Genomic DNA, 22,494 nt, shown 5'->3' with positions numbered 1-22,494 from the left:
CTTGCCGTGCACGGATAAGCACTAGAAGAGCCCGAACCAGCCACCCCGGTTGAGCTCGGTTTCGCACGAACGGTACTGCGCGCCGAAGCGTTCGGCGCGGGCCTGCACTTGCTGCGCCACGCGCACGAGCCATGCCTTGCGCGCGTAGCTGCGGTTGCGGTAGCCCGTCCAGCCTTCGTGATAGTTCAGGTACTGGCCATAGGCGTCCCACTTCGATACGCCATTGATGCGCTGCGTTTTGCTCATATACCAACCCATGAAGTCCAGCGCGTCGGCAAGGTTGTCGCGGCTGGCCGTCCAGCTTCCCGCTTCGCGCTTGTAGTCGGCCCACGTCTCGTCTTTGGCTTGTGCGTAGCCATACGCGGAGCTGACGCGGCCCCACGGAATAAAGCCCAGGAAGTAGTAGCGGGGCGGCAGCGCGTCGTGCTTGAAGCTGGACTCCTGGTACATCATGGCAAACGGTACCTGCACGGGTACGCCCCATTTGTCGCGCACGTCCAGCGCCGCGTCATGCCAGTCCGGCTTTTCCCGGAAGATCTCGCATATGTTGTCCGGATTGGAGGGGGGAGCCGTGGCGCATCCGGCCAATGCCATGAGCATGAGCAGGGTCGACAGTAGCGGCCAGAACCTCATCGCCTTATCCTTATCGGGAGATGCGGCATTCTAGGCCGTCCTGCAGGCGCCTGCAGCAGCGCCGCACGCGGGCACGCGGCGTGCTTGCACATCGATTCGCAGCCGCGCGCCCTGCGCCGGCCCAGGTAAGGGGGGGCTTTCATGCGCATTGAGATCCTTGTAGACGTCAAGACCACCCTGGGCGAAAGCCCGCTCTGGGACGTGGACGAGCAGCGCCTGTACTGGATCGACGGAACCGAAGGCCGCGTATTCCGCTGCACCGAGGGCGGCGCCGAGGTCCGCGCCTGGCAGGCGCCGCAACCCATAGGTTCGATGGCATTGCGGGAGCGGGGCGGGGCGCTGCTGGCCCTGGCCGGGGGGTTTTACTTCATGGATCTTGCCTGCGGCGAGATCGATCTGGTCGCAGATCCCGAACCAGGCGCCGAATCGAATCGGCTCAATGACGGCAAGGTCGACCGGCAGGGGCGGTTCCTGGCGGGCAGCATGGATATCGGCGAAACGCAGCCGACCGGCGCGCTATACCGCCTGGACCCCGATCTTTCCGTGCACCGACTGGACAGCGGCATGGTGGTATCCAATGGCCCATGCTGGAGCCCCGATGGCGCGACGTTGTACTTCAATGACAGCGCGCGCGGCGAGATCCGCGCCTACGATTACGATCCCGCCAGCGGCGCGGTTTCGAACCGGCGCATCCATGTGCGGGTCGATCCGTCCGTGGGCGGCGCGCCGGACGGCTCCACGGTCGATGCAGAAGGGTGCCTGTGGAGCGCGCGGGTCTGCCAGGGCAAGGTCGTGCGCCATTGCCCCGACGGGTCGGTCGACCGGGTGATCGATATGCCCGTGAAGAACGTCACCAGCGTGATGTTCGGAGGGCCGTCGCTGGATGTGTTGTACGTGACGTCGATGGGCCGTCCCGCGCAGCCCCATATGCCGCGCGACGGCGCGGCCAGGGGCAGCGTGTTCGCCATATACGGCCTGGGCGTGCAAGGGTTGCCCGAACGGCGCTTCGCCGGCTAGGCGGCGGTCAGAAATCCACCGACATCGACAATTTGTAGACGCGCCCCATGCCTTGCGTGATTTGTCCGAAATCGTTGCCCACCGTCGCCCAGTAATCTTTGTCCGCGACGTTGTCCACGCCCAGCCGCCACACTACATTGCGTCCGTCGATCTTGGTGGCATAGCGGGCGCCCAGGTCGATGCGGGTCCATGCCGGGATCTTTCCGGTGTTGTCGATATTCACGTACTGTGACCCGCGCCGCTGCGCATAGGCCTGCAGGGTCAGCCCCGCCAGGCCGGGCACGTCCCACTCGGCGCCCAGCACCGCCTGGTAGCGTGGTACGCCGATGGCGTCGTTGCCGTCCTGCAGGCCGCCCCGCGTGCCGCGCAGTTCGGGGTCCATGAAAGTGATGCCGCCCAGTATGCGGATGCCTTTCCATGGTTCGCCATGCACGCTCATTTCCAGGCCGCGGTTGCGCTGCGACCCGGCCAGTTCGAACACGTTGTCCGAATTGGTATAGGCCTCGGGTTTTTCGATCTGGAACACGCCGATGTGCCCGCCGATATCGCCGAAGTCCAGCTTGACGCCGGCTTCGGTCTGTTTGGTGCGGTAGGGCGCCAGGGTTTCACCGAAGTTGCTGGCCGTCATGGGCGCGGTATCGCCCCTGCTCAGGCCCTCGATGTGGTTCACATAGAACGACACCTGCTCCCAGGGGCGCACCACCAGGCCGAAGGCGGGCGTCCACACCGACTTGTCATAGGTGCTGTCCGGCGCGCCGTCGGTGGTGTAGAGCTTGTCCTTAATGGTCTGGTAGCGCACGCCCGCCGTGAACAGCACGCGATCATCCAGGAACGACAACTGGTCCGACAATGCGAAACTGGTCAGGTGCGTGCGGCTGCTGACATGCGGGTCGTCGAGGTCGCCGCCGGTAAAGACGGTATCCGGTCGCGGGAAATAATCCGGGTCGTAGATGTCGATGTCTGTCGGCCCGCTCATTTCCCACGCCTGGCGCACACGCGTCTGCAGCCGGGATACGCCCGCATTGACCAGGTGGCCCACCGTGCCGGTCTGGAAGCGGGCGCGCACGCCGATCTCGCCGCTTACGCTGTCGCGCGTATACGGCACGGTCAGCCGGCTGACCGTGCCGGTGCCATCGCCGTTGACGCTGGGCTGCCCGTAGTCGCCGTTTTCGCGGTCGTGGCTGGTGCCGATTGCCGCGTACCCCATCAGGTTGCTCGAAAAATCGTACTCGGCGCGAAGTACGCCAAACGTGCTTTCCAGTTCGCTGTAGGTCCACGGTTGCCCATAATTCACCGTATTGGACGGCGGTGACGGCACCTGGTCGCTCAGCAATGAAATCGTGGGGCGCGGCTGCGAGTAGTGATACTTCTGGTAGCCGGCATCCAGCGACAGGCGCAGTTGCTCGCCCAGGTAGTCCAGCCCGATGGTGCCCACTGTCATGCGCTGCCCCGCGTCGTCTACGCGGGTGTCGCCCTCGCGGTGCGCGGCGTTCACGCGCACGCCGTACTGCTGGCTGTCGCCCCACCGCCTGGCGATGTCCACCCCCGCGCCCACCTGGGAGTCGCTCGTATAGTCCAGCGTGGCGCGCGTCAGCGGGTCGGCGCCGGCGCGCTTGGGTTGAATATTGATCGAGCCGCCCAGGCCCGAGCCGCCCGGCGCGGCGCCATTCAGGAAGGCGTTGGCGCCCTTCAGGATCTCGACGCGCTCGATCATCTGCGTGGGCAGCACCTGGCGCGGCAGGATGCCGTACAGGCCATTGAACGACAGGTCGTCATTATTCAGCGCGAAGCCGCGTATGGAAAATGTCTCGGCCGAATTGCCAAAGCCATTGCCCACCAGCACCGACGCATCGTTCTTGACCACATCGCCCAGGGTGCGCGCCTGCTGGTCTTCAATAAGCTTGGATGTGTAGCTGGACACCACAAACGGCGCGTCCATGTTGTCGATATTGCCCAGCAGACCCAGTTGCCCGCCGCGCCCGACCTGGCCGCCTGCATACTCAATGGGAGTAGGGTTGGACACGCCCAGCTCGCCCGTCACCGTGGTGGCCTCCAGGGTCGTCACAGAGCCTTGCACGGTTTGCGCCAGCGCGGGGCTGCCGGCCAGCAGCCCCGCCGCCCAGGCAATGTGCAGCGCGCGGGACAGCGGGCGCAGCGGAATGCGGGAGGCGTGCCGGAATATACGAAGAGTGGCGGGCATGATGGTATTAGGAATAAGAATGTTTCGTATTATCCCGATACAGCCCGCCGCGCGCAACATTTCCCGCACGCCCGCCTTGGGCCGGACGCGGCCCGCGCCGCCGCCCCTTTTGCACGAGGCCTGAATGCGACACGGCCCCGGGCATGCACCCGGGGCCGTGTTGCATGGCGGCGGGCGAGCGACCCGCCGCACTGCCTGCGCCTTATACCTCGATCACATCGGCGACGTCTTTGTAGTCGGCGATCTTGTCGAAGTTCAGGTACTGGTAGATCTGGTCGCCGCTCTGGTTGATGACGCCCATGTCGGCCAGGTATTCCTCTTTGGTAGGAATACGGCCCAGGCGCGAGCAGATGGCAGCCAGCTCGGCCGACCCCAGATACACGTTCGTGTTCTTGCCAAGGCGGTTGGGGAAGTTGCGCGTGCTGGTCGACATGACGGTGGCGCCTTCGCGCACCTGCGCCTGGTTGCCCATGCACAGCGAGCAGCCCGGCATTTCCGTGCGCGCGCCAGCCGTACCGAACACGCCGTAGTGGCCTTCTTCCGTAAGCTGCTGGGCGTCCATCTTGGTGGGGGGCGCCACCCACAGTTTGACGGGAATGTCGCGCTTGCCTTCCAGCAGCTTCGATGCCGCGCGGAAGTGGCCGATGTTGGTCATGCAGCTGCCGATGAACACTTCGTCGATCTTGGCGCCGGCCACGTCGGACAGCGTCTTTACGTCATCCGGGTCGTTCGGGCAGGCCACGATGGGCTCATGAATGTCGGCCAGGTCGATCTCGATGACCGCTGCGTAGTCGGCATCGGCGTCCGGCTCCAGCAGCTTGGGGTCGGCCAGCCAGGCTTCCATGGCCTTGATGCGGCGGCCCAGCGAGCGCTCGTCTTCATAGCCGTTGGCGATCATCCACTTCAACATCACGATGTTGCTGTTGATGTACTCGATGATCGGCTCTTTGTTCAGGCGCACCGTGCAGCCCGCGGCGGAACGTTCGGCCGACGCGTCCGACAGTTCGAATGCCTGTTCCACCTTCAGGTCGGGCAGGCCTTCGATTTCCAGGATGCGGCCCGAGAAAACGTTCTTCTTGCCCTGTTTGGCCACGGTAAGCAGGCCCTGCTTGATGGCGTAGAGCGGAATGGCGTTGACCAGGTCGCGCAAGGTAACGCCAGGCTGCATCTTGCCCTTGAAACGCACCAGCACCGATTCCGGCATATCCAGGGGCATGACGCCGGTAGCCGCGGCAAAGGCCACCAGGCCCGAGCCGGCCGGGAACGAGATGCCGATGGGGAATCGCGTGTGCGAGTCGCCGCCCGTGCCGACGGTGTCGGGCAGCAGCATGCGATTGAGCCAGGAGTGGATCACGCCGTCGCCAGGGCGCAGCGAGATGCCGCCGCGCGTGCTGATGAATTGCGGCAGGGTGTGATGCGTCTTGACGTCTACGGGCTTGGGGTAGGCCGCGGTGTGGCAGAACGACTGCATGACCAGGTCGGCCGAAAAGCCCAGGCACGCCAGGTCTTTCAGTTCGTCGCGCGTCATGGGGCCGGTGGTGTCCTGGCTGCCGACGGAGGTCATGCGCGGCTCGCAGTACGTGCCCGGGCGCACCCCCTGGCCTTCGGGCAGGCCGCAGGCCCGGCCCACCATCTTCTGCGCCAGCGTAAAGCCGCGGCCCGTGTCGGCCGGGTTGCTGGGCAGGCGGAACAGTGTCGAAGGCGGCAGGCCCAGCGCTTCGCGCGCCTTGGCCGTGAGGCCGCGCCCGATGATCAGCGGAATGCGGCCGCCGGCGCGCACTTCGTCGAACAGGACTTCGGACTTCACTTTGAATTCGGCGATGACTTCGCCGTTCTTCAGCGCCTTGCCTTCGTAGGGGCGCAGTTCGATGACGTCGCCCATTTCCATCTTGGAGACGTCCAGTTCAATCGGCAGGGCGCCGGCATCTTCCATGGTGTTGTAGAAGATGGGGGCGATCTTGCCGCCCAGGCACACGCCGCCGAAGCGCTTGTTCGGCACGAAGGGGATGTCTTCGCCCGTGAACCACAGTACCGAGTTGGTGGCCGACTTGCGCGACGATCCGGTGCCCACCACGTCGCCCACGTAGGCGACCAGATGGCCTTTTTCTTTCAGCGACTCGATGAACTTCACGGGGCCGCGCTTGCCGTCTTCTTCGGGCTGGAACGCCGCGCCTTCGCGCTTGTTCTTCAACATGGCCAGCGCGTGCAGCGGAATATCGGGGCGCGTGGTCGCGTCCGGCGCGGGCGACAGGTCGTCGGTGTTGGTTTCGCCAGGAACCTTGAACACGGTAATGGTCATGCTCTGGGGCAGTTCGGGGCGGCTGGTGAACCACTCGGCATCGGCCCAGCTTTGCAACACGCTGCGCGCATTGGCATTGCCTTGCTCGGCCTTTTCTTTCACGTCGTGGAAGGCGTCGAACATCAGCAGGGTTTTCTTCAGGGCGTCGGCGGCGATGGTGCCGACTTCGGCGTCATCGAGCAGCTGGATCAGCGGGCCGATGTTGTAGCCGCCCAGCATGGTGCCAAGCAATTCGGTGGCCTTGGCGCGGCTGATCAGCGCACACGATTCCTTGCCCAGCGCGACGGCCGCCAGGTACGAAGCCTTTACCTTGGCCGCATCGTCAACGCCGGCGGGCACGCGGTGGGTAAGCAGGCCCAGCAGGTATTCGGCTTCGCCCGCAGGCGGGTTCTTCAGCAGTTCGATCAGGTCGGCGGTTTGTTGAGCCGTAAGGGGCAGCGGGGGGATACCCAGCGCGGCGCGCTCGGCGACGTGTTGGCGATACGATTCCAGCATGGGAAGGCCTGCGTAAAGTCGGGTTGCAAGGAGGGTTATGGCGGCGATTGTAGAGGCTAGAGGGCCGGCGGGGCAAGTGTCTTATATCTTATATAAGACTTGCGGGCGCCGTTGCGGCCAGCCGGTTCAGCCTCGTGGCGCAGCGTCGAGCAGCGCGCGGTAGTCTTCCCGCCATGCCAGGCCGGCGCGGGTGTCGCCGCGCGGCAGGTATTCGCAGCCGATCCAGCCTTCATAGCCACTGGCGGCCAGCGTGCGCAGCGCGCGGCTGACTTCGGGGTCGGCGGGGTCGGGTTCGTGGCGGCCGTGCGGATGGGCGATCTGCACGTGATGCACCGACGGCAGGCTGCGGCGCAAGGCGTGGTCGAGGTCCAGGGACTCGCGCTGGCAATGGTAGAAATCGAATTGCAGTCGTACTGCGGGATGGGCTACCTGCCCGACGATGCGGGCCGCCTGGTCGGGCAGGTAATAGAAATACCCGGGCATGTCGTGCCGGTTCAGGGCTTCCAGCGTCAGCGTGACGCCCAGTGGTTGCGCCTGCGACGCAGCCCGCCGCAGGTTCGCCACGAGCGTCTGCTCGCAATCCGCATGAGCAGCCCCTGCGGGCGGATGCCCGGCCATGACGTGCACGCTGCGGCAATCGGTGGCCAGGCACACATCCAGCGCACGCGCCAGCGCGGCATCGAAGTCCGCTTCCCGGCCCGGGATGCAGGCAAGGCCTTTCTCGCCGCCAGGGCCGGGCGGCGTGTTGACCAGTGCCAGCGACAGGCCGTTGGCCCGCAGCATGGCGGCGAGTTCCGCCGCAGGCTGGTCATAGGGAAACAGGATTTCGATGCCGGCAAAGCCGTCGCGCGCAGCCACTTGCATGCGCCGCGCCAGGGGCAGGCCGGGGTACAGCAAGGATAAATTCGCAGCCAGCTTCATGAGCGCCTCTTGGAAAATGGCAAGGGCCGCCTCAGAGCACCTTGGTTTCGTGATGTACCTGGGGCGGCTGGGCGAAGTGCGGCCCCACGAGCTTGCGCCATTCCTGGAAGTCGGCCGACTCCCGGAAGTCCACCATATGGTTTTCTACGGTTTCCCAGTCGACCACCAGCGTGTACTGGCTGGGATTCTCGATCGAACGGTGCAGGGCCACGCCATGGCAGCCGCGGGCCCGCATGAACAGCGGCCGGGCCTGGGCCACGCCGGCCTCGAAGTCGGCTTCGTGACCGGCGGCCACGAGAATGCTGGCGATTTCCTGGATCATCGGGGTTTCCTTGTTGGGATGATTGCAATGGCTAGTATGATCGGGCGGTCATTATTCCGCGTAGGAGCCGTCATGCATTATCTGATGTTCTATGACTTGGTGCCCGATTATCTGCAACGCCGGGGGGAGTTCCGCGACGCCCACCTGGCGCTTGCGCGCGAGGCCGTCGCGCGGGGTGAACTGGTGCTGGGCGGCGCGCTGGCCGATCCGGCCGACCAGGCCGTGCTGTTGTTCCAGGGCGAATCGCCACAGGCGGCCGAAGCGTTTGCGCGGGCCGACCCTTATGTGCAGAACGGCCTGGTGCGGCAGTGGCGCGTACGGCCCTGGACCACCGTCGTGGGCGAACAGGCTTCCCATCCGGTGGCGCCCGGCGCGGCCTGAAGCCCGTCCGGGGCGTGGGGGGCGGCAAGGCGGGGCGGCGCCTGGCGGGGTATGATGCCGCCTTGCCCCTGCCCATGTCCTGATACATGCCGCTGTCCCATTCGTTGTTGGCGCTTGCCGCAGTCTTCATCTGGGGCACGAATTTCGTCGTCATCAAATGGGGGCTCGCCGAGTTCCCCGCCTTTCTGTTCGCTACCCTGCGGTTCCTGCTGTCTGCCTTGCCCTGGATACTGGTGTTTCGCCGGCCGGCAGTGCCATGGCGCGTGCTTGCGTGTGCCGGCCTGTTGCTGGGAGTGGGCCAGTTCGGCCTGCTTTACTGGGCCATGCGGCAAGACATCTCGCCCGGCCTGGCCTCGCTTGTCATCCAGTCGCAAGTCTTCTTCACCATATTGATATCGGTGGTCTTGCATGGCGAACGTGTGCGGCCCCTGCAACTGGTGGCAGCCGTGCTGGCCGTGGGCGGGTATGGGCTCGTGGCCTGGCGCAGCATCACCGATTCGTCGGCCGCCGTCACCCTGACGGGCCTGGGCATCGTGCTGACCGCAGGCGTGGCCTGGGCCTGCACCAACATGGTCATGCGCGGCGCCGGTCGCATCAATATGCTGGCCTTCACTGCCTGGAGCAGCCTGTTTGCCATTGTTCCGCTTGCGCTGATCAGCATTGTGCTGGACGGCCCGTCGCAGATCGTGCACGCCCTGGGGCAGGCCAGCGGCTGGGCATGGCTGGCGGCCTTGTGGCAGGCGGTGGGCAATACCGTTTTCGCCTTCGGCGCGTGGGGATGGCTGCTGGCCCGCCATCCCGCGGCCACCGTTACCCCGATGGCGCTGCTGGTGCCGGTTTTCGGCATTCTTGCCTCGGTGGCGCTGCTCGATGAGCCGCTGCCGGGTTGGAAAATCATGGCGGCGGGTCTGGTCCTGGCCGGGCTGTCCTTGAACATGTATGCGAGTCGCGCGGGAGGCAGGCGGTAGCAGTGCGTTGCGCGTCTTTCGCGCCGTGGCGGTTGTCGTAGTGGCAGTATGAGTTGGGTTGAACATCTGTTGTTTCTGGCCTGCGTGGCATTGGCGACATACGCGCAGACCATGACCGGGTTTGCCTTCGGCCTGGTCTTGCTGGGGCTGGCGGGGCTGTTCTCCCTGGCTCCGCTGCCCGAGGTTTCCAACGTGGTCAGCATGCTGACACTGGTCAATGCAATCGTGGCGCTGGGCCAGGCGCGCTCGCACCTGAGCTGGCGCTTCATCCGGCTGCCCATGGCCGCCAGCCTGGCGGGGGTCGGCGTGGGCGTGGCCGCGCTGGAATGGATCAGCGGCAATACCGCCTTGCTGCTGCGATGGCTGCTGGGGCTCACCATCCTGGCGTGCGCCCTGATGCTGATTCTGCGCACCCGCCCGTTGCCGCGGGTTTCTTCGCGTCTGTCCTTCCTCTGGTTTGGCGCACTATCCGGCGTGCTGGGCGGGCTGTTCTCCAGCGCGGGGCCTCCCATGGTGTACCACCTGTACCGGCAGCCTCTGCCCCTGGCGCTGGTGCGCAACAGCCTGCTTGTGCTGTTCGCGTCGAACGCGGTGCTGCGCCTGACGCTCGTGGCCGGGCACGGCAGTCTGGGCGCAACGGCGCTATGGCTGAGTCTGGAGGCCTTGCCGGTGGTCGTGGGTCTGACCTGGATCGTTCGCCGCTATGCGTCGTCGAGCTCGGTGCATATCGTCAAGCGCCTGGTGTTCGTGCTGTTGCTGCTTGCCGGCCTGGGCCTGCTCATTCCCGCCACCCGCGCGCTGCTGGCATAGGGCCTGCGCAGGCACATCCCGCGCGTTCACCCGCGATTGCGCAGCCGTGCGAGTTCCGCCTCCGCCACGTCCACCCGCACGGCGCCTTGCGCCACCATGGCCTGAGCGACCTGTTCGATCTCGTCGCCCGCTGCGCCTGCCATCATGGCGATGTTCTGCGCGTGCAGCGACATATGGCCCTTCTGTATGCCGGTCGTCGCCAACGCCTTCAGGGCCGAGAAATTCTGCGCCAGTCCCACCGCGGCAATCACGCGGGCCAGACGCTCGGCCGTTGTCGCGCCGATTATCTTCAAGCAGGCGCGCGCGGTCGGGTGCAGCTTGGTTGCCCCGCCTACCAGCCCCACCGCCATGGGCATTTCCAGGGTGCCGGCCAGGTGCCCGTCAGGCGTCACTTCCCAGTCGGTCAGGCTGGAATACCACCCCTTGCGGGCCGCGTAGGCATGCGCTCCGGCCTCTACCGCGCGGGTGTCGTTGCCGGTTGCCAGCACCACCGCCGAGACCCCGTTCATGATGCCCTTGTTGTGCGTTGCCGCCCGGTACGGATCTGCCGCGGCAAATCGGTAGGCGCTGATAATGCCGTCGCGCACGTGCTCGCCGCCGATCGCTTCGCACGTCCACACCGCGCGTGCCCGTGCCAGGCGGCGGTCGGCCAGGTTCGACAAGATCCGCAAGTACACACGGCCGCCTGCCCACGCCTCGATATGGGGCGCCAGCTTCTCGGCCATGCTGTTGACGGCATTGGCGCCCATGGCGTCGCGCGTATCCACGATCAGGTGCGTGATCACCATCGGTCCGCCGGCAGTTTCGATATGGCGCACCTCCACGTCCTGCAGTCCGCCGCCCAGCTTGACCAGCATGGGGTCGCATTCATCGCACAGGGTCTTGATCTCGGCCTTGCGCTCCAGAATCCGCATGCGTGCATGCATCGGGTCCGGCACCCCCACGAGCTGCACCTGCGCGATCATCAGCGAGCCTGACAAAGACGTCGTAAACCCGCCGTGCTCATAACACTGCCGGGCCGCGTTGCACACCGCGGCCACAACCGAAGATTCCTCGGTCGCCATGGGAATCAGCACGTCCTCGCCGTCCACCTTCATGTTCGTGGCGATGCCGATCGGAATATTCATCGTGGCCACCACGTTCTCGATCAGGCGGTCGGCCAACTGCGGGTCCAGGTTGCCCATGTCGGCGAGATGGCTCACCGTCGCCGCGTCGAGATCGGCAAATGCGGCCACCCGGGCCAGGCGCGTCGCGATATCGTCTTTGTGCAATCCGGGGATGCGGGAATTCTTGGCTGGTGTATTCACGGTCATGTGTCCACGTATCAAGTCAAAGGAGATCAGTGCGTCATCAGGCGCGGCAGCCAGGTGACCAGGCCGGGGAAGGCGGCGCAGATCAAAAGCGCCAGCATCTGCAGCAGCATGAAGGGCGTCACGCCGCGGTATACCGTGCCCATGCCCAGGTGGGGCGGCAGCGGCCCCTTGATGTAGAACAGCGTGTAGCCAAAGGGCGGGCTGATGTAGCCGGTTTGTATCGTGATGGCGTACAGCACGCCGAACCAGATTTCGTCAAAACCCAGCATGCGCACGATGGGCAGGAACACCGGCACGGTCAGCAGGATGATGCCGATCTCGTCCAGCGCCGTGCCCAGGAAAATCAGGATCAGCATCATTGCCGCCAGGATGGCGTAGGGCGGCACATCCAGGTGCTGGATGAATTCCATCAGCGTATTGGCGCCGCCCAGCCCGGTGAATATCGCCACATATGCCTTCGCGCCGATGGTGATCCATAGAATCATTGCGGTAGCCTTCAGCGTTTCCACGGCGGCCGAGCCGAGGCCGTTCACGGTCAGCCGGCCGCGCACCACGCTGGCCAGGATGGCGCCCAGCACACCGACCGCGGCCGCTTCGGTAGGGGTGGCGATGCCGAAGAAAATCGAGCCCAATATCATCACGATCAGCAGCATCGGCAGGATCACCGCTCGCAGGCTGCGCAATTTTGCGGGCCAGGGCACCGGGTCGCCGGACGGCGGCGGCACCTGTCCGGGGCGGAAGTACGCGACGTAAAGGATGTACAGGATATACAGCACCGCCAGGATCAGCCCCGGCATCATGCCCGCAATCAGCATCTTGCCGATGGATACCTGTGCGGTCACCGCGTACACGATCGTCAGCACCGATGGCGGGATCAGGATGCCCAGCGTGCCGGATGCGCAGATGGTGCCGGTGACCAGCTTCGGGTCATAGCCCCGGCGCAGCATTTCGGGCATGGCCAGCAGCGCCATCGCCGTCACCGCGGCGCCCACTACGCCGGTCATGGCGGCCATGATGACGCAGATCACCACGGTACCGATCGCCAGACCGCCGCGCAGCCTGCCAAACCACAATTCCATGGCGCGGTACAGATCCTCGATCACACCCGAGCGTTGCAGAATGCCGGCCATCAGGATGTACAACGGGATGCCCAGCAGCGCCTCGGACTTCATGGTGTCGAAGATCTGCAGCACCATCAGCACTACCGCATCGGCGTTCCACAGCGTCACGGTCAAAAGCAGCGACAGTCCGCCCAGCACGAACGCAATGGGAAGGCCTGTCAGCATCAGCAGGGTCAATCCGCCGAACATGATGGCCAGCACGGTGTTGGGACTGAGCGTCATGGCGTGGCCTCCATGGCGCCGGGGTCGCGCACCCACAAGCGCAGGAACTCAGCCAGGCTTTGCGCGCCCAGCAGGATCACCGACACGGGCACGGCGAATTTCAGCGGCCACACGGGCGGGTTCCATGCAGAAAAGGATGTTTCCCTGAACTCCATGGCCTGCATGGCCAGCGGCAGCGAATACGTGGCCAGAATGGCGCAGAACGCCATGATGATCAGGTGGTTGAACAGGTCCAGCTGGCGGATGCGCTCGGCCGGCAGCCGCCTGCGCACCAGGTCCAGGTTCACATGGCCCCGCAAATGCAACAGATAGGGGCCGCCCAGCAGGAAGTAAGGGCCGAACAGCATCGTCGCCAGTTCCATGCCCCACACGGTGGGCGCGTTGAACAGATAGCGCGACCCCACTTCGTACAGCATGACGGGCACGATAACCAGCATCAGACCGGTAACGGCCAGGAACAACGCGCGGTTGATCCCCGTCACCAGCGTGACATACCAGCGTATGGCAACAGGCATGTAATTCTCGGTGATTGAATGCGGGCCGCAAGCCCGCTGCAAAAGGGCGGGCCGTGTGCGCCCCGCCCCTCGGGCGCCGCTCAGGCCAGCAGGCCCAGCTGTTTCATGAAGGCCGTCTGGCTTTCCAGGATCTTCACCGCGTTCGGATTGTTGCCGGCCGCCTTTTGCCAGGTCTGCATGACCTGTGCGCGCGCCTGCGCGAGCTCGGCCGGATCGAGCGCCGTCACGGCGACACCCTGCGCCTTGAAGGCTGCCAGCGCCTTGCCATCTGCCACCAGGATATGCTGGCGCAGGGCCGCCGATGTTTCGCGCGCCGCGGCCGCCAGGGCAGCCTTATAGGCCGCTGGCAGGCGCTCGTAGGCCGCGCGGTTGGCCACGTAGCTCGTCGCTGTAGTAGGTTGGTGCGGACCGGGCATGACGATGTACTTGGCCACTTCGCCCAGCCCTGCTTCCAGGTTGGCCGTCAGGTCGCCGCGATCGGCCAGGTCGATCACGCCTTTGTCCAGCGCCGAATACACCTCGCCGGTAGGCAGCGGCGTCACCGACACGCCGAGCGCGCCCATCACCGTCGAGGCCAGGCCCACAAAGCGGCCTTTCTTGCCGCGCAGGTCGTCCAGCGTGTTGATGGGTACCTTCGAATGGATCGGCTCCGGGCCGTAGACGGTGGGCGCGATATAGAAGAGGCCGGCCGGCGCATAGGCTTCGCGCGCCAGGTCCAGGCCGCCCAGCTCATAGAACCACGCCTCGTATTGATCGGCCTCCGGAAAGCCGAAAGGCACCGTGCTGGTAAATGCCAGTCCGGGAATCTTGCCGGCCTCATAGCCGTCGAATGTCTTCATCATCTGGAAGGCCCCGCCGCGCACGGCGTCGAAGGCCTGGTTGGCGGGCACCAGCTGGCCCGCCGAAAACAGTTCGATCTTGAACTTTCCGTCGGTCAGTTCCGCCACCCGCGCGACAAAACGTTCCTCGAACTTCTGCGGCGTCGTGCCGCCATCCCAGAGCGCCTGCATGCGCCAGGTCACCGTTTCCTGCGCATGCGCGGGCAACGCGGCCGATATGCCGGCCGCGCCCAGCGTGCCCAGCCCCAGGGTCTTGATAGCCGAACGGCGATCGATGGTCTTCATGTCTTCTCCTTGATGTTCTAGTCTGGCGCGGCATGGTCCGTGGCATGCGCTCTCGGTTCAACACGCACCCGGCACGTATGGCATTTGCCGGAGCAGATGGGATAATCCGCGTTAACCCGGGACAAAACAAGGTACAGTTTGGGAATTGGCCTGAAAACTGTACCAGACACAAAACCGGTACAGTTCGCTTCTGGAGATATGCATGAGCCGTGTCGGCTCCATCGTCGATCAAATTGCGGGGCTTATCGCCAGCGGCGCGCTTCGTCCCGGGCAGCGCCTGCCCTCGGTGCGGGCGGGCGCCGTCGAGCACGGCGTTTCCAAAAACACGATGGCCGACGCCTACGATCGCCTGGTCGCCATGGGACAGTTGCAGGCGCGGCCGGGGTCGGGCTATTACGTGTCGGCCAGCCGCCCGCTGTCGTCGGCGCAGCGTTCGCGGCATGTCGCCCAAGCCATCGACACGGTGTCTCTGTTGCGCGAGCAATTGGTGCAGCACTATGAAGTGCGGGTCGGCGACGGGCGTCCTCCACCCTCATGGATGGAGCGTTTCGACCTGGGGCGCCCCGCAGGCGGCGCCCGCAACGCTCGCAACACCGAGATAGGGCATGGGTATGGCAACCCCTGGGGGTACAAGCCGCTGCGCGAGCGCATCGCACTGACGCTGGCCGAACGCGGCATCCAGGCCGGCGTCGAGCAAGTGCTGCTGACACATGGAGCCAACCACGCGCTGGACCTGGTTGCACGGCAGCTGCTCGAGCCCGGAGACGTCGCCTTGGTGGACAGTCCCGGGTACTACCCCTTGTTCGGCAAGTTGAGGTTTTCGAATGTGAAACTGGTGGGCGTGCGGCGGCGCGCCGATGGTCCCGATCTCGACGATCTCGCCCGCAAGGCGGCCGCGTTCAAGCCCAAGGTGTTCTTCACACAGTCGCTGGCGCACAACCCCACCGGCAGTTCGATGACCCTGCCTGTCGGCCACCGGGTGTTGCAGGCCGCCACGCAGTACGGTTTTTATATTGTCGAAGACGATCCGTTCGCCGATATCCTGCCGCATGCCAGCCCGCGCCTGGCCACGCTCGACCAGCTCGAGCGCGTCATCTATGTGGGCACGTTTTCGAAAACGCTGTCAGCCAGCCTGCGGGTGGGCTACCTGGCGGCCAACGGCGCCCTGGCGGGCGCCCTATGCGACCTGAAGATGCTGACGGTAGTCAGCACGTCCGATTACGTCGAACGCGTCGTGTTCGACCTGATCGCAAGCGGCCAGTATCTCAAGCACCAGCGTCGCCTCAAGGCCCACGTCGAACGCGCCACGCGCGATGCGGTAACCGCGTTGAAGGCCGCGGGCCTGTCGCTGCCCCATGCGCCGGGCGGCGGCTATTACTTGTGGGCCAAGCTCATGCCGGGGCAGGACGAACTGGCCCTCGCCAGCGCCGCGTCCGACGCCAGCATCTTCCTGGCGCCGGGCGCCATCTTCATGCCGGATCGCGGCCAGTTGACGTCGGCGCTGCGCGTGAACATCGCATACGCCACCGATCCGCGGTTCCTGGATTTCATCAAGCGCCATGTGGGGCGCTAGGCTCATCGTCGGGGGCGGCGCCGCCATGCGATGGCCTGCGCGCCAGCACCAGCGTCGATGGCGATGCCAGGGCCAGGCCTTGCGCCTTCATGCGCGCCAATATGTCGTAAAGCAGCGCGCTGCGCACCCCGTACGTATTGCGCGGCGAACTCACGTAGCCGCGCGCGTTGAACAGCAGGTGCCCGTTCTCGACGCCTTCCAGGAAAACCTCCGCGCCCGGCGATTCAAGAATGCCCTCGTGCGCCTTGAATGCCTCGAGCATCAGCTCGGTGGCGCGCCGCGCATCCGTGTCCAGCGGCATGGGCAGCCTGACCTGCACCACGCCCAGCGGGTTGGCGTGGGTCACATTGCGTACGGTCTTGGTCACGAATTCCGAGTTCGGCACGATCACCGTGGACCGGTCCGACATCTGGATTTCCGTCGCTCGCACATTGATGCGGCGAATGTCGCCTTCTACTCCGCCCAGCGATACCCAGTCGCCGACTTTCACCGGTCGTTCGGCAAGCAGGATGAGCCCGGACACGAAGTTCTGCACGACGGCTTGCAGGCCGAAGCCGATACCCACGGATAGCGCGCTTGCTATCCACGCTACGCGTTCCAGCCCGATGCCCAGCGCGGACAGCGCAAGCGCCACCGCCACCACGATGCCCGTGTATCCGAACAGCGTGGCAGCAGACAGCTGCATGCCCGGATCGAGCTCGGTGGTGGGCAGGTAACGGTTGGCCAGCCAGCGCTTGAGCAGCCGCACGCCCAACAGGCACAGCGCCAGCACCAGCAGGGCCTGCATCAGGGCGGCCGGGCGCAGGTGCACCTCGCCGATCTGCAGGCCGCTGTGCAATTGGTTGACCCGGTGCAGCAGGTCGCTCGGGCCTTCGCCGAACGGAGCCAGCAGCAGGGTGGCGGCAAGCAGTGTCACCGCTACGCGTCCTATGCCTGAAAGCAGCACAGCCGCCTGGCCGCGCACGCGGTTGCGCGCGTCGGCGTCATCGCCAGGCGAGGGGGCCAGCAAGGTGCTGAAGCCATCCTCGATCAACACCGACAACAAGTAAGTCGAGCACAGGATTGCCAGGGTCCACAGCAGCTGCTTTACCAGAAAGCTGCCGAAGGCAACGTACCCGGCCAGCACGCTGGCGACACTCACGGCCAGCACAGTCCAGGCCGCCGCGGCCAGCGCAGACAGCCAGAACGGCCGGGGCGAGGGGTGTCCGTCTTCGTCGGCCTCGCGCGCCTGCTGCTGCAGGCGGGTGGCGCGGTGCAGCCCGCATGCCAGCACCATCGCCAGGGCCAGGGTTGCCAGGGTGGTGACGGCAATGGTCGTGGTCAACGTTGCGTTCAGCAGCACCGGCAACTGGTCGCTCAGCCAGATGGCCACTACCAGTATGCCCAGCACCAGGGGCAGGCGACGCAATCCCTGCGCCACCGCGTCCGATATCGCGGGCAGGCGCCAGCTGGTGCGATCCGGCTGCAACAGGGCATGCCCCAGCCCGGCCACATAGCCGCCGAAACACACCACGGCCACCAGTTCGCCGAGCAGGTTGTCCGTGTCGTCGGTCAGGCTGGCGTCCCAGGTCAGGCCCACATTCAATAGTGCGGCGATCAACCCCGGCGTGGCAACGGACAGCGCCACGATGCACATCGCCAGGAACGAGCGCCGCAATCGCCCGGGCGGCACGCGCGTCGCGGTCAGCTTCAGCAGCAGGCGGCCGCAGGCGGCCCGCAGTGCCAGGATCACGCCGGCGGCCAGCGCCAGCGCGGCCCATGCTCCGCCCGGTGTCGCGCCGGCTGCCTCGCGCAGTTCGCCGCCCAGGCGCGCCAAACGCTGCAAGTCGCGCGGCAGGTCGCCGCGCAACTCCAGCCAGAACGGCGTGCCCAGCACCGAATCGCGACGCTCGCCCAGGCTGGCCTGGAATTGATTGCGGCGCAGCGCGGAAATCTGCTCCGCCGTCTGCGAGGCCTCGACTGCCAGCAGGCGCGCCAGCTTGATCTGCGAATCCAGCGCACGGCTGTCTTTCTGCAATTGGGCGCGTTGCGCCGCCACATCCGGCGCTTCGCGCGTGCCCGCGGGCGGCTCGCCCAATTCGCCCAGGCGTGCGCTGACGCTGGCCAACTGGGGCGCCAGGGCCTCGGCCAGTGCATCGGCCTTCGATTGCAAGTCCAGCACTTCATTGCGCCAGCGCATCAGCTGGGCGTCTTCACCGCCGTCTTCCAGGTGTTCCCGTATCTGGTCGATTTGCTTGCGGGCGTCGACCAGCACAGTTTCTGCCTGTGCGGCATCGGGGGGGCGTTCCGGCTGGGTGGCGCCCTGCGCCGCAGCGCCGAGCACCAGGCAAAGCCACAGGCCGGCCAGCAGGCGCGGCCAGGCAGCGCGTCGTGCGCGCATCAACAGCATCATGACAACAGAACCTCTCGGCTCCTCTTTCCGAGAGGCAGCATAGCAAGGGCCGCTACGGCCGTATGCAACAAAACCTATGAGATCCCCGCCACGGACATACGCGATTACTTGCTCAACGTTTGGATTCAGTTTCCCGGGTTCGGGCGGGCGGGTCTGCGGGGGGCCGCGTCCGACGAAGTGAGGGTTGCGCGCGAACGTTCCAGTTCGTCGCGGATCCAGGTGCGCAGGGCCTGCAGCGGCGGCCAGTCGCGCAGTCCGGGCGGGTATACCAGGTGATAAGTATCGGCGGGCTCAAGCTCCACGCTCACTGAGGACACTTTTACCAGCCGTCCCGCGCACAATGCATCGGCCGCCAGCAACTCGCGCCCCAGCCCCAGTCCCAGCCCCTGTTCTACCGCCTGCAGCATCAGGCCGGCATCGTTGAAACTTGCCACCGGCGTCACGTTGGCGGTCATTCCCGCGGCCGCAAACCACTGCCGCCACATTTCCTTGTCGCCAAGCAGGGGCTGGCGCGCCAGTGTCTGCGGCTCGCTGTCCGGCAGCAGCCGGGCCGTGTCCGGCGAAGCCAGCACGATCATCGGCATGGGCATGTCGAACAGCGGCTCGGACACCACACCGGGCCAGGGGCCCACGCCCGAGCGCAGCGCGGCCTGCAACCCCTCGCGCTGCAGATCGGCTACCTGATGCGAAGTTTCTATCTCCAGCACCAGGTCGGGATGGCGCTCGCGCCAGCGCGTCATGCGCGGCAGCAGCCAGCGTTGCGCAAATGAAGGCAATGCCGACACTCGCAAACGCTGGCTCGCGCCGCGGGACACCAGAGCCGCGGCCTGTACGCCCTCGTCGAGCTGCTCCAGGGCGCATTGCACGCTGCGCAACAAGGCTTCGCCGGCGCCATTGAGCACCAGCCGGCGTCCGACGCGGTCAAAAAGCGCAAAGCCCAGCTGATCTTCCAGCCCGCGAATCTGCTGGCTGATCGCGCTGTGTGTCAGGTGCAGCCGCTGCGCGGCGGACCGCAGGTTCTGCAGCTCCGCCACGGCGCGGAAGGCGGGCAGGGTGTTCAAGGGCAGTCTACTCATGCTGGTTAGCATAACTGACCAATATGTATAGCACAATGCGATTTTCGCCGGATTGTTGTGCATGTAGGCTTACCAATAAGCCCACTTGATGCGGAGACTCGTCATGCAATCGCAATCTCTTACCTGCCAACAAGGCTTTGTGGCCGCCTGTAAAGCAAGCCTGTCGCGCGCAACCGCGTCGGCAACCGCGTCGGTATGGCCGGCTGTGGTCGCCTGGTGGCACGCGGTCGCCGCCCGCCACGCGTGCAACCGCACTGCCACCGAGTTGTCTCATTTCGACGACCACCTGCTGCAGGACATCGGCGTGCCCCCGTGCATACGGCGCGCCGTGGAAATCGCCCAGGAAACCCGGCGGCTTCAGCACCAACACTGGTTGCGCGTGTAGGCGCGCCGATGTACCTGCCAACAGGGCCGGCAACTGTTGCGGCACACACTCCGGTTTTGGTGTATAGTCTCGCTCCTTCGTTGCCTGGGTGTGTTTTTCCAGGTGGCGGGGCCGGTGTCTTGGTTGCGTCGGGCGGCACAATGTGAATACGCGTTGTTGCACAGCCTGAAAAAATCGTGCTAAGATGTCGGGCTTGGCAGTTAGCGAGTTATTCAGGGTTAACCCTGATAACGAAGCGGCAGTCGAGCGGCGGGGCAAGTCGGAAGCGCGAAGCGATCGATTTGACAGCCTTCAAAAAAGGCTTCATAATCTCGTTTCTGTGCTGATCGAACAGCACCGCAGTGGCAGTACCTGTTCTTTAACAACGAAACAACCGATAAGTGTGGGCGCTTGATGATGCGGGCCACGGGGTTCTGATCGGGTATGTGGGTATCGGGCGCAAGCTCGGTGCGGCATGCCGGGTTGGGGCTCTTTAAGCCACAGAGATATATCAGGCGCTCACCAGAAGTGAAGTACCAAGAATGTCAGGCGGCCGTGCCTTGTGCATGGCCAACACATTTAAGGAACCTCATTTTCTTTGAGCGAAGTGCTGCGAGTCCTGTCATGGGGCAAGCGGTGCGACAACTACAGAGATTGAACTGAAGAGTTTGATCCTGGCTCAGATTGAACGCTAGCGGGATGCTTTACACATGCAAGTCGAACGGCAGCGCGGACTTCGGTCTGGCGGCGAGTGGCGAACGGGTGAGTAATGTATCGGAACGTGCCCAGTAGCGGGGGATAACTACGCGAAAGCGTGGCTAATACCGCATACGCCCTACGGGGGAAAGCGGGGGACCTTCGGGCCTCGCACTATTGGAGCGGCCGATATCGGATTAGCTAGTTGGTGGGGTAAAGGCCTACCAAGGCAACGATCCGTAGCTGGTTTGAGAGGACGACCAGCCACACTGGGACTGAGACACGGCCCAGACTCCTACGGGAGGCAGCAGTGGGGAATTTTGGACAATGGGGGCAACCCTGATCCAGCCATCCCGCGTGTGCGATGAAGGCCTTCGGGTTGTAAAGCACTTTTGGCAGGAAAGAAACGGCTCTGGCTAATATCTGGAGCAACTGACGGTACCTGCAGAATAAGCACCGGCTAACTACGTGCCAGCAGCCGCGGTAATACGTAGGGTGCAAGCGTTAATCGGAATTACTGGGCGTAAAGCGTGCGCAGGCGGTTCGGAAAGAAAGATGTGAAATCCCAGGGCTTAACCTTGGAACTGCATTTTTAACTACCGGGCTAGAGTGTGTCAGAGGGAGGTGGAATTCCGCGTGTAGCAGTGAAATGCGTAGATATGCGGAGGAACACCGATGGCGAAGGCAGCCTCCTGGGATAACACTGACGCTCATGCACGAAAGCGTGGGGAGCAAACAGGATTAGATACCCTGGTAGTCCACGCCCTAAACGATGTCAACTAGCTGTTGGGGACTTCGGTCCTTGGTAGCGCAGCTAACGCGTGAAGTTGACCGCCTGGGGAGTACGGTCGCAAGATTAAAACTCAAAGGAATTGACGGGGACCCGCACAAGCGGTGGATGATGTGGATTAATTCGATGCAACGCGAAAAACCTTACCTACCCTTGACATGTCTGGAATGCCGAAGAGATTTGGCAGTGCTCGCAAGAGAACCGGAACACAGGTGCTGCATGGCTGTCGTCAGCTCGTGTCGTGAGATGTTGGGTTAAGTCCCGCAACGAGCGCAACCCTTGTCATTAGTTGCTACGAAAGGGCACTCTAATGAGACTGCCGGTGACAAACCGGAGGAAGGTGGGGATGACGTCAAGTCCTCATGGCCCTTATGGGTAGGGCTTCACACGTCATACAATGGTCGGGACAGAGGGCTGCCAACCCGCAAGGGGGAGCCAATCCCAGAAACCCGATCGTAGTCCGGATCGCAGTCTGCAACTCGACTGCGTGAAGTCGGAATCGCTAGTAATCGCGGATCAGCATGTCGCGGTGAATACGTTCCCGGGTCTTGTACACACCGCCCGTCACACCATGGGAGTGGGTTTTACCAGAAGTAGTTAGCCTAACCGCAAGGGGGGCGATTACCACGGTAGGATTCATGACTGGGGTGAAGTCGTAACAAGGTAGCCGTATCGGAAGGTGCGGCTGGATCACCTCCTTTAAGAGCGAGTGAGTCCGTGTTGTCAGAGCGTCCACGCTTATCGGTTGTTTGTATGTGTAGCTGGGATCGGTTGTGGGCGTAGGTAGAGGGGGACACCTCCCTGTGCCGCAATCCTGACTGCTGATCCGAAGAGGTTTTTGGGTCTGTAGCTCAGTCGGTTAGAGCACCGTCTTGATAAGGCGGGGGTCGTTGGTTCGAATCCAACCAGACCCACCAGGTTGCCGGGGTTGGCCAGCGTTACGGGTGTTTGCATGGTGGGTTTGTGCAAGGGCGCGTGGTGCGGTCGGTTTCGTGTGATTGGGGGTGTAGCTCAGCTGGGAGAGCGCCTGCTTTGCAAGCAGGATGTCATCGGTTCGATCCCGTTCACCTCCACCATTGATTTGTAGAAGTCAGTGCATAGGGTTGGTAGCCAGTCTTATGCATTGGGTTTTACCCAATGAAGCTATACATTGTTCTTTAACAATTAGGAAGAAGCACAACGAAATTGTGCACATGAAGTAGTTGGCCGCCAGGCTGATGAACATGTGCACGGGTTGTGATTGCATTAGATTGTTCCAAGTT

General features: G+C 64.3%; 17 protein-coding genes, 2 tRNA genes and 1 rRNA gene. 9 read left to right on the top strand and 11 right to left on the bottom strand.

Translation table 11 applies throughout. The annotated features are described in order from the left end of the window. Positions 1 to 21: 21 nt before the first annotated feature. Positions 22 to 633, bottom strand: a complete 612-nt coding sequence (locus CAL19_RS11970; protein ID WP_026640220.1) for a hypothetical protein — start codon at positions 631 to 633, stop codon at positions 22 to 24. A 141-nt stretch (positions 634 to 774) separates the two neighbouring features. Here CAL19_RS11970 and CAL19_RS11965 point away from each other — a divergent pair, with 141 nt between their 5' ends. Continuing rightward, a complete protein-coding gene (locus CAL19_RS11965) occupies positions 775 to 1,650 on the top strand; it encodes an SMP-30/gluconolactonase/LRE family protein (protein ID WP_094796882.1) in 876 nt (291 codons plus the stop codon). A 7-nt stretch (positions 1,651 to 1,657) separates the two neighbouring features. On the opposite strand, the gene CAL19_RS11960 is transcribed toward CAL19_RS11965, so the two are convergent. From CAL19_RS11960 to CAL19_RS11945, 4 genes are all read right to left on the bottom strand, one after another. Then, the gene (locus CAL19_RS11960; RefSeq protein ID WP_038852423.1) at positions 1,658 to 3,850 is read right to left on the bottom strand and encodes a TonB-dependent receptor; all 2,193 of its coding nucleotides are present in this window, start codon (positions 3,848 to 3,850) and stop codon (positions 1,658 to 1,660) included. Between the two features lie 202 nt (positions 3,851 to 4,052). Then, positions 4,053 to 6,644, bottom strand: coding sequence for a bifunctional aconitate hydratase 2/2-methylisocitrate dehydratase (gene acnB, locus CAL19_RS11955; protein ID WP_026640223.1), 2,592 nt, complete (start codon positions 6,642 to 6,644; stop codon positions 4,053 to 4,055). 126 nt (positions 6,645 to 6,770) lie between these two features. Beyond that, entirely contained in the window at positions 6,771 to 7,565 is a 795-nt protein-coding gene (locus tag CAL19_RS11950; protein WP_094796880.1) for a hydroxypyruvate isomerase family protein, read from the bottom strand. A 31-nt stretch (positions 7,566 to 7,596) separates the two neighbouring features. Further along, positions 7,597 to 7,887, bottom strand: a complete 291-nt coding sequence (locus CAL19_RS11945; RefSeq protein WP_026640225.1) for an antibiotic biosynthesis monooxygenase family protein — start codon at positions 7,885 to 7,887, stop codon at positions 7,597 to 7,599. A gap of 72 nt (positions 7,888 to 7,959) precedes the next feature. Here CAL19_RS11945 and CAL19_RS11940 point away from each other — a divergent pair, with 72 nt between their 5' ends. The 3 genes from CAL19_RS11940 to CAL19_RS11930 all read left to right on the top strand — a co-directional run bounded on the left by CAL19_RS11940 (position 7,960) and on the right by CAL19_RS11930 (position 10,046). Further along, positions 7,960 to 8,268 carry a YciI-like protein gene (locus tag CAL19_RS11940; protein WP_026640226.1) on the top strand — a complete coding sequence of 103 codons (309 nt, stop codon included), beginning with the start codon at positions 7,960 to 7,962 and terminating at the stop codon, positions 8,266 to 8,268. Between the two features lie 86 nt (positions 8,269 to 8,354). After that, positions 8,355 to 9,236 (top strand): EamA family transporter, encoded by an 882-nt coding sequence (locus CAL19_RS11935; protein WP_094796879.1) that lies wholly within the window; start codon positions 8,355 to 8,357, stop codon positions 9,234 to 9,236. A gap of 48 nt (positions 9,237 to 9,284) precedes the next feature. Next, on the top strand, positions 9,285 to 10,046 hold the full coding sequence (locus CAL19_RS11930; protein WP_094796878.1) for a TSUP family transporter: 762 nt from the start codon (positions 9,285 to 9,287) through the stop codon (positions 10,044 to 10,046). Between the two features lie 26 nt (positions 10,047 to 10,072). On the opposite strand, the gene CAL19_RS11925 is transcribed toward CAL19_RS11930, so the two are convergent. The 4 genes from CAL19_RS11925 to dctP form a co-directional block, all read right to left on the bottom strand. Further along, entirely contained in the window at positions 10,073 to 11,359 is a 1,287-nt protein-coding gene (locus CAL19_RS11925) for a hydroxymethylglutaryl-CoA reductase, degradative (protein WP_094796877.1), read from the bottom strand. A 26-nt stretch (positions 11,360 to 11,385) separates the two neighbouring features. After that, positions 11,386 to 12,702 (bottom strand): TRAP transporter large permease, encoded by a 1,317-nt coding sequence (locus tag CAL19_RS11920; RefSeq protein ID WP_026640230.1) that lies wholly within the window; start codon positions 12,700 to 12,702, stop codon positions 11,386 to 11,388. Further along, positions 12,699 to 13,217: a TRAP transporter small permease subunit gene (locus CAL19_RS11915; protein WP_094797160.1), complete on the bottom strand. Its 519-nt coding sequence runs from the start codon at positions 13,215 to 13,217 to the stop codon at positions 12,699 to 12,701. Before CAL19_RS11915 ends, CAL19_RS11920 begins: the two co-directional genes overlap by 4 nt. 80 nt (positions 13,218 to 13,297) lie before the next feature. Then, the gene (dctP, locus tag CAL19_RS11910; RefSeq protein ID WP_094796876.1) at positions 13,298 to 14,341 is read right to left on the bottom strand and encodes a TRAP transporter substrate-binding protein DctP; all 1,044 of its coding nucleotides are present in this window, start codon (positions 14,339 to 14,341) and stop codon (positions 13,298 to 13,300) included. Positions 14,342 to 14,543: 202 nt separating this feature from the next. On the opposite strand from dctP, the gene CAL19_RS11905 reads away from it, so the two are divergent. Further along, complete coding sequence (locus CAL19_RS11905) at positions 14,544 to 15,914, top strand: PLP-dependent aminotransferase family protein (protein WP_094796875.1); 1,371 nt, start codon at positions 14,544 to 14,546, stop codon at positions 15,912 to 15,914. On the opposite strand, the gene CAL19_RS11900 is transcribed toward CAL19_RS11905, so the two are convergent. Then, entirely contained in the window at positions 15,892 to 18,306 is a 2,415-nt protein-coding gene (locus CAL19_RS11900; protein WP_094796874.1) for a DUF3772 domain-containing protein, read from the bottom strand. The genes CAL19_RS11905 and CAL19_RS11900 overlap by 23 nt on opposite strands. Positions 18,307 to 18,431: 125 nt before the next feature. Then, positions 18,432 to 19,394, bottom strand: a complete 963-nt coding sequence (locus CAL19_RS11895) for a LysR substrate-binding domain-containing protein (protein WP_094796873.1) — start codon at positions 19,392 to 19,394, stop codon at positions 18,432 to 18,434. 91 nt (positions 19,395 to 19,485) lie between these two features. Here CAL19_RS11895 and CAL19_RS11890 point away from each other — a divergent pair, with 91 nt between their 5' ends. The 4 genes from CAL19_RS11890 to CAL19_RS11875 all read left to right on the top strand — a co-directional run bounded on the left by CAL19_RS11890 (position 19,486) and on the right by CAL19_RS11875 (position 22,308). Next, positions 19,486 to 19,767 (top strand): DUF1127 domain-containing protein, encoded by a 282-nt coding sequence (locus CAL19_RS11890; RefSeq protein ID WP_170940333.1) that lies wholly within the window; start codon positions 19,486 to 19,488, stop codon positions 19,765 to 19,767. Between the two features lie 635 nt (positions 19,768 to 20,402). Further along, a 16S ribosomal RNA gene (locus CAL19_RS11885) occupies positions 20,403 to 21,933 on the top strand. A gap of 139 nt (positions 21,934 to 22,072) precedes the next feature. Then, positions 22,073 to 22,149, top strand: a tRNA-Ile gene (locus tag CAL19_RS11880). A gap of 83 nt (positions 22,150 to 22,232) precedes the next feature. Further along, positions 22,233 to 22,308: transfer RNA gene (locus CAL19_RS11875), tRNA-Ala, on the top strand. The last annotated feature ends 186 nt before the right edge of the window (positions 22,309 to 22,494 follow it).

It is taken from the genome of Bordetella genomosp. 7, assembly GCF_002261265.1.
Lineage (GTDB): Bacteria > Pseudomonadota > Gammaproteobacteria > Burkholderiales > Burkholderiaceae_B > Bordetella_A.
This window is presented reverse-complemented; position numbering and strand designations above follow the sequence as displayed.

Coding starts and splice junctions, on each gene's coding strand:
- CAL19_RS11970 (WP_026640220.1), bottom strand. CDS start 633: ATGAGGTTCTGGCCGCTACTGTCGACCCTGCTCATGCTCATGGCATTG.
- CAL19_RS11965 (WP_094796882.1), top strand. CDS start 775: ATGCGCATTGAGATCCTTGTAGACGTCAAGACCACCCTGGGCGAAAGC.
- CAL19_RS11960 (WP_038852423.1), bottom strand. CDS start 3,850: ATGCCCGCCACTCTTCGTATATTCCGGCACGCCTCCCGCATTCCGCTG.
- acnB (WP_026640223.1), bottom strand. CDS start 6,644: ATGCTGGAATCGTATCGCCAACACGTCGCCGAGCGCGCCGCGCTGGGT.
- CAL19_RS11950 (WP_094796880.1), bottom strand. CDS start 7,565: ATGAAGCTGGCTGCGAATTTATCCTTGCTGTACCCCGGCCTGCCCCTG.
- CAL19_RS11945 (WP_026640225.1), bottom strand. CDS start 7,887: ATGATCCAGGAAATCGCCAGCATTCTCGTGGCCGCCGGTCACGAAGCC.
- CAL19_RS11940 (WP_026640226.1), top strand. CDS start 7,960: ATGCATTATCTGATGTTCTATGACTTGGTGCCCGATTATCTGCAACGC.
- CAL19_RS11935 (WP_094796879.1), top strand. CDS start 8,355: ATGCCGCTGTCCCATTCGTTGTTGGCGCTTGCCGCAGTCTTCATCTGG.
- CAL19_RS11930 (WP_094796878.1), top strand. CDS start 9,285: ATGAGTTGGGTTGAACATCTGTTGTTTCTGGCCTGCGTGGCATTGGCG.
- CAL19_RS11925 (WP_094796877.1), bottom strand. CDS start 11,359: ATGACCGTGAATACACCAGCCAAGAATTCCCGCATCCCCGGATTGCAC.
- CAL19_RS11920 (WP_026640230.1), bottom strand. CDS start 12,702: ATGACGCTCAGTCCCAACACCGTGCTGGCCATCATGTTCGGCGGATTG.
- CAL19_RS11915 (WP_094797160.1), bottom strand. CDS start 13,217: ATGCCTGTTGCCATACGCTGGTATGTCACGCTGGTGACGGGGATCAAC.
- dctP (WP_094796876.1), bottom strand. CDS start 14,341: ATGAAGACCATCGATCGCCGTTCGGCTATCAAGACCCTGGGGCTGGGC.
- CAL19_RS11905 (WP_094796875.1), top strand. CDS start 14,544: ATGAGCCGTGTCGGCTCCATCGTCGATCAAATTGCGGGGCTTATCGCC.
- CAL19_RS11900 (WP_094796874.1), bottom strand. CDS start 18,306: ATGATGCTGTTGATGCGCGCACGACGCGCTGCCTGGCCGCGCCTGCTG.
- CAL19_RS11895 (WP_094796873.1), bottom strand. CDS start 19,394: ATGCTAACCAGCATGAGTAGACTGCCCTTGAACACCCTGCCCGCCTTC.
- CAL19_RS11890 (WP_170940333.1), top strand. CDS start 19,486: ATGCAATCGCAATCTCTTACCTGCCAACAAGGCTTTGTGGCCGCCTGT.